14 protein-coding genes are annotated in these 13,466 nt (G+C 65.9%); all 14 read right to left on the bottom strand.

Going from position 1 to position 13,466, the window contains the following annotated elements:
• Positions 1–9: 9 nt before the first annotated feature.
• The 14 genes from traF to C667_RS00165 all read right to left on the bottom strand — a co-directional run bounded on the left by traF (position 10) and on the right by C667_RS00165 (position 13,463).
• Positions 10–597, bottom strand: coding sequence for a conjugative transfer signal peptidase TraF (traF, locus tag C667_RS00105; protein WP_039920396.1), 588 nt, complete (start codon positions 595–597; stop codon positions 10–12).
• Positions 594–959: a hypothetical protein gene (locus tag C667_RS00110; protein ID WP_004354762.1), complete on the bottom strand. Its 366-nt coding sequence runs from the start codon at positions 957–959 to the stop codon at positions 594–596. The genes traF and C667_RS00110 overlap by 4 nt, the downstream gene beginning before the upstream one ends.
• Complete coding sequence (traC, locus tag C667_RS00115) at positions 956–3,532, bottom strand: type IV secretion system protein TraC (protein ID WP_004354763.1); 2,577 nt, start codon at positions 3,530–3,532, stop codon at positions 956–958. The genes C667_RS00110 and traC overlap by 4 nt, the downstream gene beginning before the upstream one ends.
• The gene (gene traV / locus C667_RS24465; RefSeq protein ID WP_004354765.1) at positions 3,529–4,146 is read right to left on the bottom strand and encodes a type IV conjugative transfer system lipoprotein TraV; all 618 of its coding nucleotides are present in this window, start codon (positions 4,144–4,146) and stop codon (positions 3,529–3,531) included. The genes traC and traV overlap by 4 nt, the downstream gene beginning before the upstream one ends.
• Positions 4,143–4,916: a DsbC family protein gene (locus C667_RS00120; RefSeq protein WP_004354767.1), complete on the bottom strand. Its 774-nt coding sequence runs from the start codon at positions 4,914–4,916 to the stop codon at positions 4,143–4,145. The genes traV and C667_RS00120 overlap by 4 nt, the downstream gene beginning before the upstream one ends.
• A gap of 28 nt (positions 4,917–4,944) precedes the next feature.
• Positions 4,945–6,354 carry a TraB/TrbI/VirB10 family type IV secretion system protein gene (locus tag C667_RS00125; RefSeq protein ID WP_004354771.1) on the bottom strand — a complete coding sequence of 470 codons (1,410 nt, stop codon included), beginning with the start codon at positions 6,352–6,354 and terminating at the stop codon, positions 4,945–4,947.
• On the bottom strand, positions 6,351–7,169 hold the full coding sequence (locus C667_RS00130) for a type-F conjugative transfer system secretin TraK (RefSeq protein WP_245538387.1): 819 nt from the start codon (positions 7,167–7,169) through the stop codon (positions 6,351–6,353). Before C667_RS00130 ends, C667_RS00125 begins: the two co-directional genes overlap by 4 nt.
• Positions 7,170–7,203: 34 nt before the next feature.
• Positions 7,204–7,770, bottom strand: coding sequence for a type IV conjugative transfer system protein TraE (gene traE, locus C667_RS00135; protein ID WP_004354776.1), 567 nt, complete (start codon positions 7,768–7,770; stop codon positions 7,204–7,206).
• A 95-nt stretch (positions 7,771–7,865) separates the two neighbouring features.
• Positions 7,866–8,165 carry a type IV conjugative transfer system protein TraL gene (traL, locus tag C667_RS00140; RefSeq protein WP_004354778.1) on the bottom strand — a complete coding sequence of 100 codons (300 nt, stop codon included), beginning with the start codon at positions 8,163–8,165 and terminating at the stop codon, positions 7,866–7,868.
• A 27-nt stretch (positions 8,166–8,192) separates the two neighbouring features.
• Positions 8,193–8,540, bottom strand: coding sequence for a hypothetical protein (locus tag C667_RS00145; RefSeq protein ID WP_004354780.1), 348 nt, complete (start codon positions 8,538–8,540; stop codon positions 8,193–8,195).
• 155 nt (positions 8,541–8,695) lie between these two features.
• Positions 8,696–9,394 carry an OmpA family protein gene (locus C667_RS24470; RefSeq protein ID WP_083881221.1) on the bottom strand — a complete coding sequence of 233 codons (699 nt, stop codon included), beginning with the start codon at positions 9,392–9,394 and terminating at the stop codon, positions 8,696–8,698.
• Positions 9,391–9,936, bottom strand: a complete 546-nt coding sequence (locus C667_RS00155) for a lytic transglycosylase domain-containing protein (protein WP_004354783.1) — start codon at positions 9,934–9,936, stop codon at positions 9,391–9,393. The genes C667_RS24470 and C667_RS00155 overlap by 4 nt, the downstream gene beginning before the upstream one ends.
• Positions 9,937–10,081: 145 nt before the next feature.
• The gene (locus tag C667_RS00160; protein WP_245538388.1) at positions 10,082–10,705 is read right to left on the bottom strand and encodes a hypothetical protein; all 624 of its coding nucleotides are present in this window, start codon (positions 10,703–10,705) and stop codon (positions 10,082–10,084) included.
• Between the two features lie 316 nt (positions 10,706–11,021).
• Entirely contained in the window at positions 11,022–13,463 is a 2,442-nt protein-coding gene (locus C667_RS00165; protein ID WP_004354788.1) for a TonB-dependent siderophore receptor, read from the bottom strand.
• Positions 13,464–13,466 lie beyond the last annotated feature (3 nt).

The following is a 13,466-nucleotide window of genomic DNA, read 5'->3' on the forward strand; positions in this document are numbered from 1 at the left end:
GCGGCTCCTTCAGAACAGCGGGTCGACGACGCCGATCACCTGCTCGATTTGCACGAGGCCGCTTTCGCGGTAGCGGGAATCGAAGGAGTCGGGGCTCAGACCCTGGACGTAGTAGCGGCCGGGCGGAATGACGCCGGGCGCGATCGGCTCAAGCGGTTGGCGATCGAACGCATGGGACTTGGCGATGCCGACCAGTTGGCCATTGATCCGCACCTCGCGGCCGGCGACGCTGATCGTGTCGCCCGGCAGGCCACGCACGACCTTGAAGAAGGGCTGCCCGGCAAGGCCTGGGTAGCGGCGGCTGCCTTCGCCCGCGAAGGCAAAGACGATGAAGTCTCCGCGGTGCAGCGCCGAGGTGCCTTTGTGAAGTATGGCGACCTTGTACGGCAGGCTGGGTGTCCAGTTGAACAACACCGGCACCCGCGGCGTGGCGTCGACGAACAGGCGCAGGTAGGCCAAGCCCCAGATTGCGAAGATGGGCAGGTAGAGGTACCAGCGCTGACGCATGTGCCGCAGGAAATCCATGGCCGCATGCCGTGTGCGGATGGGCCAGGATGGCTGCCCCCGCGGCTGGCTGCGGATCGGGGTCGTGTTCATGGCGTTTCCACCTTCTGGCGCAGACGCGCCGTGAGATCGACGGTGTAGGGCGTGGGACCGGCGACGGAAGCCTTGAGAACCACGAGGCAGCCGCATTCGGCTGGCAGGCTCTCCAGGGCGACGGGCAGCCGCTGCGCGAAGGCCCTGGCCATCTGCAAGGTGGCTTGGCGCTCTTCTTCCGTATGCGCGGCGGTGAGCCGCCGGGTGAACTCGTCTTCCTTGGTGCGATAGACGTCGGCGAGATCCACGACGCCGATGGTCCGGGCCGGAAGGATGACCAGGCGGTTGTAGGCGAGCAGCGCGCTGCCGACTGCGATCAGGCTCACCAGCAAATTGGCGACAAACAGGACGCGCGGGCTCATAACGCATGCCCCCGCTGGCGCAGCAACTCGGCAATGGCTTCGTCGATGGAGTAGCCCCGGGCGCGCAGTTCGTCGATGGGCGCGTTGTCCTCGAGTTTGTTGCTGAAAAGCAGATGCGTTGCCGGGTCGAGGATGTTGCGGGCCACGCCTTCGCCCACCGGGGAAGAGATGTAGAGTTCGGAGAAGGCGCCGGCCTCCGTGCGCAGGGAGTTGAGCAGCCGCTTCTTGGGTTCGTCCATCGTGAGCCGGCCCTTGCGGTCCAGCATCTCGATCGATTCCGGCTTCTGCCGCAGCAGGAAGACCCAGTCCGAGCAGTTGAAGGCGGCTTCCATTTGGGCGGAGCCGTAGTAGTCGTCGGCGCTCTGGGTCGCGGTGCCGAGCGCGCCACCATACTTGCGAGCGCGGCGGGCCGCTTCCTCGACTACGGCAGCTTTCACGGGATCGTCGGCGCCGATGTCGCCCAACTGCTGCTTCAGTTCGTCGATGAAGAGTACCTTGCGCCGGTTGCGCGTGAGGTACATCTCGCCCGTGATTTGGTGCAGCAGCAGGATGTTCACCACGGCGTGCAGATCGGGCCGCCGTTTCAGTTCCTCGTTCTCGATGACGATGAAGTCGTTCGAGAAATCGACGTTGGCTCGGCCTTCGAAGAAGCGTTCGTACTGCCCACCCTTGGCGTAAGGGTTGAGCATGATCGCGAGATCCTTGATGCGCTGATCATTGACTGCCCCCAGCTCTTCCAGGGAGCCAGTGCGGAAGGCATCTCGCAGACCGGTGATCGTGAGGTCCTGGCCGTACTCGCGCCACAGCTTCAGGACCATGGCCGAGATGGCCTTGTACTGGACTTCCTCCAGGGCGTGCTGCATCGAGCACATCTTCGAGATGCCCGGCACCAGCATGTCGATGTCTTCGTTGATGTCCTGGACGATGGAGAAGGGATTGAGGCAGAGGTCCACGTCGGGCCTGAACTCGATGTATGTGCCCCGCGCCTTGCGGCACAGCTTCTCGAAGGAGCGGCCCAGATCCAGCATCCAGACCTTGGCGCCGATGGCGCGGTAGGACCAGGCCATCTCGTTCATCAGCACGGACTTCCCGGAACCGGGGGCGCCGATGATGGCGAAGTTGTAGTTGCCCAGGTCGTTGTCGAAGAGATCCAGCGTCATGAGCTGACCACGCCGGCCGCCGAAGACCAGGGCCGGTGTGCGGGTGCCGCGCCATTCAGCGATCAGCGGGGCCATGTGGATGGCGTTGGACATCGTCTTGCGCGTGACGCGGCGCATCTTCACGAGGTCCTTGTGGAAGCGCTCGGTCAGCGTCATGGGCAGGCTCGCCAGCAGCGCCTGGCGGTGCATGTAGGCGTCGGCGTTGAGCTGAAAGCCCCGGCTGCGCCAGATCGCACTGGCCGCCTCATGGGCAGCCGCGGCCTTTTCCGGCGTCGAGAAGATGGCGAGCTGGTGGTACAGGCTCACCAGATTCCCGCCGGTATCGATGGCATCGGCGGCGGCCGTCCAGTCGTCGAGCTTCTTCCGGACGTCCGGCATCACGTCGGCCATCTTCGACTTGGCGTTCTGCGTGGCGCGGACGTGGTTGGCGGTGACCACCGACTTGGTGACGTTGGGGTCGAGGATCTGAACGCCCAGGGTGAGCAGGAAGGGCGCGCTGTACTGCAGCGCCGGCTGCATCAGGTCGCCGATGAGCGAGCCCATCTGCCACAGCGCAAATCGCTCCGGAAAGCTCTTGATCGAATAGAAGCGCGCTTCCAACACATCCGGACTGGCCTCCTTCCAGAAGGTGAGGCCGCTCGGGTGAGGGTCCTGGATGGTGTCGAAGTCGACGATCTGGTCGCGCAGTTCCCGGCCGTCGTCGTAGTTGAGGTCGGGCGCGTCCGTGCCGGACATCCGGTCCGGGTTGGTGAAGATCGCACACCAGTTGATGAGGTCGGAGGCGTCGCAGACCCGGTTCGGCAGCGACGCCGAGCGTAACGTAGAGGCCATCGAATCGCGCAGGGCCAGCAGTTCCTCGCGCTTGTTCAGGTTGCCGGGGTCGGCCGGAAAGGCGACCGACAGCATCAGGCGGAAGTCGCGGATGGTGTAGTGAAAGCCCGCCGTGAGGGACTTCTGCGCCCCTTCGAGCAGGTGGCCCACGCGCTGGCGTGCCAGGGCACGGAACAGGTTCTCGTTGCGCGCGGGGCGGCCCCAGTGCTGGGCCTTCTCGAACTGATCCTCGTCCTCGACGCGCAGGTTGGCGTAGCGACGCAGTTGGGATCGGACGTGGGGCGAGGCGAACAGGTGGAACTGCACGCCGGTGCCGGCGGGGCAGTTGGTGTAGAGGGAGACCAGAACCTCCGTCATGCGATCGTCCGCGCCGGACTGGGGCATCAGCTCGAGCATGAAGCCCATGCCGTCGCGGTTCGCGAAGATGCACTCGGCGTCCAGGTACCCCATGTAGGGGAGCCAGCTGGCGAACTGCTCGGCCGGGGTGTCCGGCGAGACGCCCAGGCCGAAGGGCAGGTTGATCGACCGCCAATCGCTGCGGCCGCGCTGCGCGGGCCGTGGGGTGTCGGTGGCGGTGCTCATTGCGACACCTCGCTGGGGCTGTTCAAGAGGCGAGCCGGCGCCGGGGGAATGGGCCTTCCTGCAGGCTGTGTCGGGGAACTGGGGCCATCGACAGCGTTTGAGGGCGCGGAGGTCGATGGCGGCGGACGCAGGGGCGCGTTGGCATCGCGTATGCGTTGATGGACGTGGTCGATCAGCCAGCGGCCCTGGTCGATCTGGACATAGACGTGGGCCTGGTCGTAGAGGTCGCCGTCGATGTCTTCCCAGGGCTTGATCCACAGGCGCAGGTAGCGCGATTGCGCGCGCAGCGGGGTTCCATCCTCCGGCGGGGACGAACTGCCGTCGGCCGGCAGTCCCGTGCGCGTCGGATCCGAGGTGCGAGGCGTAGAGGGCTCCGGCTTCCGGGTGTCTGCTGGGGACTCGCGCTTGCGCTGGCTCGGCAGGTTGTTTGTCACCGCGTTCGCATAGGTCCCCGAGACGGATTCGCACGCCACCCCTTCCGGGGCCTTGCATGCGTACTTGGAATCGCCTCCCAGGCCGGACATGGACATGCAGCCGCCCAGGGCCAGCACGGACAGGAGCGGAAGGAGCCGGAGCGCGGGATAACCGAAGGCGGAACGAACGAAAGCACTCATGGCCGGCCCCCCGGGGCGGCGGCCGCCAAGCGGGATTCGATGGCGGCCCGGTCGATGAAGCCTTCCGTGCGCTCCCCGTCGGCCCAGATGAGGGTGGGCGTGCCCTGGATGCCGAAGCCGCGGGCCAGCGCGAGGTTGCGCGCGATGGGGTGGGCGCAGGGCGTGCCGGCGTGCTGCCGGCTCGCATCGCCCTTGCTCATCCAGTCGTGCCAGGCAGCCACCCGATCCGCCGCGCACCAGATGGCGATTGGACGCGCTTCGCCCAGGAAGGGGACGAGGAAGGTGTAGACCGTGACGTTGTCGATGGTGGCAAGCTCTGCTTCGAGCTGCTTGCAGTACGGGCAGGCCGGGTCGCTGAGCACGGCGAGCTTGCGGACGCCGTTGCCCCGGACCGTCTTGATGGCGTCCTGAAGCGGCAGTTGATCGAAGACGATCGGCTTGGCGGCGGCCATGCCCGGATTGGACGGGGCTCGCTGGGCGAGCTTGGGGCCGGTGAGATCCTTCATCGCCTGCGTGTCGAAGAGCCGCCCGAAGAGGAAGTAGCGGGGATCCTGGGCGAGCACGTAGGCCACGTTCCCGTCCATCCAGACTTCGTACAGCCCCTTGACGGGGGCCGGAGCGATGTCAGTGAAGCGGGTACCCGGATGGGCTTTCTCAAGCGCGGCGCGCAAGCGGCTGGCTTCGTCGGGCGCCGCGTGGGCGGTGGGCGCGATCCCCGATGCCACCAGCAGGGCGAGCAGCGCCCCGGTGACGAGCGTGCGCTTGTGCATGGACACGTGCGGGGGTATGTGCCCGCCCTCAGTAATTCGGGTCATCGGAAGTCTCCAGATAGCGGTTGGCGGGGGACAGGGCGCTGCGGCTGGTGGTCGCCGCAGCGGTCATCGGGGTATCGATGCGCACGCCTTTGGTGATCACCACGTCGATCTCGCGGCCGGCATCGACCTCGATGACGGGGAAGGTGTTCTCGGCCAACTTGATGTAGTACTGGGCAAGTCGGTCGAGGGCCTTGCCCACACCGGAGCCCAGGCCGGCGCGGTAGGCGTCCGAACCGTTGGCGGTGGCCACCGTCCCCAGCGCCGAGGTGCTGTACTCGGTGGATGAGGTGGCAAGCCCCTGGCCAATGCCGCTGACGACACCGGCAAGCAGCGCGTTGGCGAGCATCTGGCCTTGTTTGGTCACGAGCCGCCCGCGCAGACCGACCTTGCCGTCTTCGCCGTAGATGGAGCCCTGGATTCGCACTTCCAGCGTTGCGCCGTCAGGACGCACGCAGGAGAGGGACTCGGTGCGCAGATAGGCCCGCTCGGAGCTGATGTCGCCGTAGCCGGCGGCGATGACGAAGCACTCCCGGTACTCGCCGCGCATGCGGTTGGGCAGGACCGAGGTGTCGGACAGCCGGATCAGGACCGGGTGCGGGTTGCTCTGGGACTGGCCGCCGGTGGGTGCATCCAGGCCACCGAGCAAGGTTCCGCGGGTGAAGCTCACGGGCAGGAAGGTCGAGATGGTGCGGGCGTCAGTGGCTTTCGTGCCGTCGGCGTGGGTCGTTGCTTCCGTGGCGGCTGGTTGCGCGGAATGGCTGGTCGCGTTGTCGCGCGGGGTGATCGTGATCCGCGAGATGCGAGGGGTTTCCGGCAAGGTGGGGGCAATGGGCATCGCCGGCGTGCCGGGAGGCATGCCCAGTTGGGCGCTGTCATGGCCGGCGGGCCTTTGCGGGAGCGCCTCGGCCGGCGGCATTGCCGTCGTCGGTGCTGTGGGTGCCGGTGCGGCGGGCGGCTGCACCGAGGGTGGCACCGATGCGGCAGCCTGGCTTGCCGAGGTCAGCTTCTGCTCCAGTTCGGCAAAGCGCTGCATCGTGCGCTGCTCGAACGCCGAGCGCTCCTTGTTCAGGCGGTTTTGTTCGTCGCGTTCGGATTCGTACTGGGCGAGCTTGCGGCCGGCGGTGCCGACCCACTGGTCCACCGGATTGACCTGTGCGCCGGGTGGCAGGACGCCGATGTTGGTGACCCCGCCAGCGTGATCCTGGGGCTTGGGCGTGCTGCCAGGGTTCGGTGGCGACGCGGTGAGTGCGAGGATCATCCAGAGGAGGCTGACGCCGGCGACCAGGATCAGACCCAGCAAGGCGTATTGGCGCTGGCGCGGCGACAAGCGTTCGGCGATGCCGCGCACTGCGCTGCCCGCGCGCTCGCGCAGGGGAGGGATCTGCCCGTTCATGGCTGAACCTCCTTGCGGATCACGAAGACCACGGTGCGCTCACCCGGACGTAGGTTGTGGTGTTCGATGGCGATGCCGGCCACGCTGCCGGATTCGTCGTCTTCCCGATCGAACTCGGCTTCGGTCAGCACCATGGGGGTGTCGCTGACGTTCTGCAGCACGTAGCGCTCGCCGAGCAGGCCACGTCCGCGGTAGGTGCGTTCGAGCGTGAAACGGGCCTCGCGCCACAAGGGCACCGGCTGGCCGATGGTGTCGACCTGGATGTCGGAGGGCACGTGTCCAGAGGCCATGGCCACGAGCAGGGCCTTCAGGCCCCGCACATGGCTGGCGGCAGCGCCTGGAGCAGGGCGGGCTGCCGCGGTGTCGGCCCGGCGCTGCAGGGCAGCCTTGTCCCGGATGACGATGGTGTCGGCCGGCGTGTCGGCACGGCGCAGCACAAGCGTGTAGGTTCCGCGTGCCGACGACACGAAGAGGTTGATGGGCTTCTTGCCTTCGCCCACGGGCCGGACGTAGATCTCGCCCTTGTCCCGATCGCACTCGAGCACGATCTCGCCGACTGGGTTGATCGACGAGGCGGGCGGCGCGGAAGCGGGCGTGCCCACGGCTGGCGAAGCGCCGACAGGGAGGGCCGCTGGCGTCGGCAAGGCCGCGCAACCGCTGCTGTAGATGTTGCCGAAGATATCCGTGATGGCACTGCCCTCGATGCGGATGCGGGTCGGCTCCTGGATCGACAGGATGGCTTCCACCGATGCGCCGTCGCTGGCATCGATGACCTGCAGCGCCTGGGCACTGCCCATGGCGCAGAGGAGCGCCACGGCGCACGCCAGACGGGGGGGCAGGGCGCGCGTTTCAGTGGCTTGCATAGGGCACCTCCCGGAAGGTTTTCAGGTGCATGCGCGCGCCGGCGAAGCCGAATTCGACCAGATAGGCCTTGGGATCATTGGCGGTTTCGACCCCATTCACCAGGGTGCGCAGGCGGCCCCGGATCACGACGCTGCGGCCGTTTTCGCTGGGCACGAGTTGATCGAGGGCGAATGCCGTGGTGGCGTTGATGCGCTTCAGGCGCTCGGCTTCCACCTCCTGCCGGGACTTGAGGGCGCCGTGCTGGGCCGGCTCCACGTAGGTCAGCAGGACGTCCTTCTTCCAGTCGATCGTGGCGGGCGTCACGTCGAGGATCAGCCAGGCGATGAAGGTGCCCATCTGTTCCAGATAGGCGCCGCTGGCCTTCTCGTCGGTGACCCAGAAGGACTTGTTGAGGGTCGGTGGCACGACGACCGTGCGCTCCGACCCGAGCACGTTCAGGAGGGCGACCAGGGTGAGCATCTGGCCGATGGCGAGAGCGCCGACCGCAAGGCCCAGGCCGCGATTGCGGCGCTGGAGTTCCTTGCGGTCGACGTTGAGACGTTCGAAGTCCATGGTCAGCGCCCGCCCGGCCGCCCGAAGGGCGCTGAACGCCCCCTTGGGGGGCAGCGAACGAAGTGAGCGTGGGGGTTCATCTCTTCCTCCCCGCTTCAGCCGACCATGCGGCGGATGTGTGAAGGAGGCGTGGCCCGGAGCGCCGTGAGCGGCGTGGCGGGCAGGTTCCACCACAGCCAATGCACGGCGAAGGCCGGGTGCTTGTCCGCCTTGAGCTTCGAAACCCAGCGCGAGAGCGCAATGCCCACGGTCATGCAGACCGCGAAGGAGAGCTTTGTTCCAGACAGGTAGCCGATGAAGAAGGCAAACAAGGCGGGCGCCGCGACATCGACGTCCCAGAAGCCGATCTTCCAGCTGTCGTCGAGGCGACGCGGGATGTAGGTGTCGGTGCGCATGCCGGACTCCCTGGACCCGAGGCCGGCTCAGATCACCGCGCCCATGATCGCCCCGGCGATCACGAGACCCACGGCGCCGAAGATGGCGAGGCCCACGTAGAACAGCACCGGGCCGAAGTTGCGCAGCGCGGCCAGCGAGATCAGCGCCACAACGAAACCCACGAAACCGACCAAGGCCTTGATGCCCGGACCGAGGGACGCGATCTGCGTCAGGGCCGACGTGAGCGGACCCGTGATGCCGGTGAAACCCACCAGATCGAGCGCGAAGCTCGGGAAAGCCGCGAACAGGCCGAGCAATGCGATGGCCAGCAGCGTGAGAAAGGCGAGGGGACGGCGCGCGTCGATGGACGACGGCGCCAGCGTTGCAGTGCTCATGAAGACCTCCGTTGAGATGAGCGTCGAGAGACGGGTCGCGGACGGGTCGGAGCGGGTGGCGGACGCAGGTGAAAGGCGGGTGGATGCGGGTGAAGGCGGGTGGATGCGGGTGAAGGCGGGTAGATTGATTCGGGGCGATGGGGAAACGGCTTGGTTCAGGGCGGTGCAGCTTGGTGCCCCACCGCGATCTCGACCCGCCGATTGCGGGCGCGGCCGGCTGGTGTGTCGTTGGGGGCGGCGAAGCAGCACTTGCCTGCGGCCTCAACCGTGATCGCGCTTTCGAGTTCGGGGCGGGCACGCACCAGGTGGTCGCGGACAGTGGTGGCGCGTGCCTTGGCCAGCGCGTCGTTGATGGGCGCTGGGCCCGCGTCGTCCGTGCGACCCGCAACCGTGATGCGGCCTTGAGCTGGAAGCTCGGCGGTCACCTGCTTGAGGATGCCGAGTCCGGCAGCACCGAGCCGAGCGCTGCCGAAGGCGAAGGGGATGCTCCAGGTTCTGTGTTCCGTGATGGCGGCTACCTCAGGATCGACCGAAGGGCTTGTTTCAGCGGGCAATGCTGCCAATGAACGGGGGGCGGGCAAAGGAGAGGCTTCCTCGGCCACTGCCTGGTTGGCTTCGATGGCCGGGGTTGCCCCCAGCGTCTTCCGGGTGCGCGTCGGGCATTGCGGCGGCATGCATTGAACGAAGTCCGCCTGATTGCCATAGCCCACCTGGGCGAGCCGCGGTGCGGGCGAAGGCGGGGCCGGCAGATGGCGTGTTTCGATCACTTGATGCCCGCACGACGCGAGCATGAGTATCGCCGCTACGGCAGGGAGCGTTTCCAGAGCGGAAGTAACGAGAGTGAGGACCTTCATGGCGCCACCCGCACGGCCAGCAAGGGGATCGTGATCGCTGAGGGCGCTGCGGCGGACGGGCGACGTGCTGCTGGGGACGTTCGAGCGGATCGGCTGTTTGCCGGCAGTTGCCGGTACACCTTCCAGGCGTAGCGCGCCCGCGCCTTGGTGCAGTCGTCGCCCTTGAGTTCGGTGCAGGCGGCGTTGTAGGCGCCGACGCTGTCCCAGCTCAGTCCAAGACGCGCGAAGAGCTCGGCCAGCAGCCCGGCGCCGACGTCGAGGTTGGTGCAGGGCTCGAACAGGCTGGATTCCGAGATGCCGCGCTTGGCCAGTTTGGGCAGATGGCGGCTGTTGATCTGCATGAGGCCGATGTCGATCGAGCCTGTCCGCTGGATGTGGGAGCGATTGACAGCCTTGGGGTTGAGGCCGGACTCCACCTTGGCCACCGCATAGAGCAGATCGGTGGAGACACCGTGGCGCTGCGCCACCTCATCCCAGCAGGCGAGCGCCCCAAGGGGCATGCCGCAGAGCATGGACAGCGCGACGAGCAGAGTTCGGGGCATGGATCACCTCTCGACAGCCAAGCCGCCTCCCGCGGCTGCGGAAGGTTCCAGGGGTAGGGCCGGACAGTCCGGTCGAGGTAGGCGACGGGTGGGCCTGCGCTTGGCAGGCGAGGTGATCTACGCGGGTGGATTCGGTGGCTGGCGATCAGCCGGGCGAAATCACGGATCGAACCGTGGCGCGCTGAACCATGTTGAGACGCGCGTACTTCAGGACCAGCGTGCCCGACGGGTCGGCCTGGCGGCAAAGTGCCACGGCGGCAGTGGTCAACTGGTCCAACTGGAACTTCGGATTGGGGTGCTGATTCGCAGGCGAGCGCTGCAGCGCCTGCAACTGCTCATACTGTGGGCGCCACATGGCCTCGCGACGGCGGGCCGTGGCGGGGTCGCGCAGCACGAGCTGGATGCCGAGGTAGTCGAACAGCGCGCGAGCCCCTTCGGACGAAGACAGCGTGGATGTCACGCACGCGCTGATGAGATCGGGGAAGCGAAAGGTGGGCGCCTGATTGGCCGGACTCTTGAGGATGCCGTAGAGCCAGTTGTGCTCGTCGATCCAGAGCCGCGTCTCGACGATGTCGGCGGTGGGTGTGTCCTTCTCGCCGTCGTGGTGGCTGTGGGACGGGGGCGTCTGGATCGAATGCATAGTGGCGACCTCTCGATACGGTGTGGAAGCAAGCGTATCGATGTGGTCGCCGCAAGTCTCCTTCGAAATCAGGCGGTTTTGGATCGAATTCGCGATCAGTGCGCAGTTGCTCGCAAAGTCTGCGTGCAACTGCTTCCAAAGTCCGTTGTTTCGACGTGGTTGATGCAGGCTGATCTTCTCAGTTTAGGCCCCCCAACGCTACCAGTTCATATTGGCGGCATTACGTGCCGGTTTCCGGCCCGGCGCCGACACCGCCCAGCAATGGATGAGCACAGCGGCGTGGCGCAGGCGGGGCGAGGATATGGCGAAACGAACTCGGGCGCCGGCGGCAGTGCGGCGCGTGATGGGGGGTGAATAGCGTGAAACCTGTTTGCGGCGTGACCGCGCATATGTTTCACCCCCGGCTATGACATACGAAATCTGGACAAGGGCACCGGCCTCGGCGTCAGAACTCGATTTGCGCGCCGAGCTTGATGGTGCGCGGGGCGCCTTGCTGCAAGTTGCTGGATTCGGACTGCGAGACCCAGTAGGCCTTGTTGGTCAGGTTGTCGATGCTGAGCCGCAGGGAGACGGGTTTGGTTCCCCATTTTGTTTCGTAGCGCGCACCTGCGTCGAGCAGGGTGACCGAGCCAACGTGCCACTGGTTATCTGCATCCACTGGTCGTTTACCCACATAGCGTGCACCGGCTGTCAGGGTAAGCGGCAGCCCGGCGACACTGTATTCGCCGTAAACGCTCGTCTGCTCGCGCGCCACGCCTTGAATGCGCTTGCCATCTAGTGCTCCACCCTCGGTCTTCTGGTTGGTCGCATCCAGCCACATGGTGCTGGCGGTGACAAGCCACCGCGGACTCAGGCGGAACTTGCCTGAGATTTCTAGCCCCTGGTAGCGCGCCTCGCCGTCCTGGGTGAAGACGTTGTCGGATGTGGTGTAGGTGAGCCCGCGTTGCAGTCGGAACAATGCTGCCGTAGCCGACCAGTTGCGGCCCTCAGCTTTTGCGCCGACTTCGTATTGTTTGCTCTTGAGCGGGGCGAAGACCTCGTAGGCGTTGGCGGCGGTTTCAGGTGCGGTGGCGCCTTCTTCCAAGGCCTCGACGTAACTTCCATACAGCGACAAGCCTTGGGTCGGGCGGAAGACGGCAGCCAGTGTGGGCGTGGTGGCTGTGCGGTTGTAAGCGGTGTCTTTGACTTCCAGTCGCCCGCGTCGCAAACCGACAATCAAATCCCAGTCGCTGCCCAGATGTAGCGTGTCGGAGACGAACAGCTCACGCCGACGCATGAAACCGAACTCTTCGTTTGCATCGTCATAGGAGGCGAAACCTGGGAAGGGACTGGCTGCATCTGCGGGGTTGCCCAAATTGCCCGCGTTCGCAAGGTTGGACGCTTGATACGGACCAGAAAAGCTCTGAGTCACGTTGTGCGATGCGCCCATGACCAACTCATGCACAACCGGCCCTGTGGACAATTTTCCTGAAATTACCCCCTGCGATTGCCGGCTTTCAAATCGGGTAGCGAGGTCGTAATAGCGCAGCGAGTAATCCCCGTTCGTGTTGGCAAAAATGGCCGGTTGGGTAAACTCGCGCCCGTTCTCGGAAATCCGATGAGACAAGGAGAGTTTCCAGTCGGACGCAAATTGCCAAGCCAGATCGGTACCATAGGTTTTGTGACGAGAGCCATATCGTGTGAATGTGGGGGCGAGACGCCTGCTGCCGTCGATCGGCTCGAGAGGTGTTGCCGTGGTCCAGTTGCTCGCGGCCCCGTCAGCGTTGGGTATGACTGCCCAGTATCCACCTTTGCGAACGTGTTCGCCCACGAGAGCATCGGCGCGCCATACGAGATCAGGCGTAATGCGCCAGTCCAGAGCCAGTGAGCCGGAATGGCGACGCGATTTCCCATCATTGATGTAAGTGGCACCTTCCTCGTTGACGAGATTGACCCGATAGCCGAACGCATCCTGCGCGCCGAAGCGACCACCCAGATCTCCGTGGATAAGCGTCAAGCCGCTGTCCATGATCTGTGTGCTCAGGCTACGCACGGGCTCGTCAGTGGGACGCTTCAAGACATAGTTGATGGTGCCGCCGGGAGCGCCGAATCCATACAGGAAGCCTCCCGCACCCTTGAGGATCTCAACGCGCTCAAGGTGCTCCAGAGGCAGGTCGTTGGCACGTACGCGAGAGTTTAAGCCGTCAATCTTCTGACCAGTTGCAGAGTCTGGACCGAGGCCGCGAATCGCCAGGGAGTTGTTTTCGGTAACGATGTTGTCCTGCTGCAGACTGATCGAAGCATCGGCCTTGGTCAGATCTGCCAGCGACCGTGCTTGCTTGTTCTCCATCAACTCCCTGGAATACACCTCAATGCTGTATGGAGTGTCCTTCAGAGACTTCTCGCCCAGGGCACCAACGCTGGCGCTCTTGACGAGGTAGCCGCTGGCCGTACTTCCGTCCGTATCGGCACCCGCCCGTACCGTGACCACCGGCAGCACCGCCTCCTTCGCACCGCCCGGTGCTGGCGGCACCGCCTTGATGACGATGGACGCCCCTTCCGTACCGGCTGCCAGCCCGCTGCCGGCCAGCAGTTGCGCCAGCGCCTCGCGCAGCGTCATCCGGCCCTTGAGCGCGGGTGCGGTCTTGCCTGCGGTCAGCGCGGCGTCCGCTGTCAGGGGCACGCCGGACTGTGCGGCGGCGCGGGTCAGGGCGGTGGACAGCGGGCCGGCCGGGATGTCGAACTCATGCATCGCCTGCGCCGGTGCCTGCGCCGTGGCTTGGGCGTGTGCGGCGGACGGCGCGGCGAAGATCGCTACGCCGGTGGCCGTCATGGGTAGGGCCATCATGGCGGCGTGCACGGCCAGTGCCAGCCGCTGCGGGCGGGGGGAGAAGGTGGGTTTCGTCATGGC

Origin of the sequence: Thauera phenylacetica B4P (assembly GCF_000310225.1) — a bacterium.
Taxonomy (GTDB): Bacteria; Pseudomonadota; Gammaproteobacteria; order Burkholderiales; family Rhodocyclaceae; genus Thauera; species Thauera phenylacetica.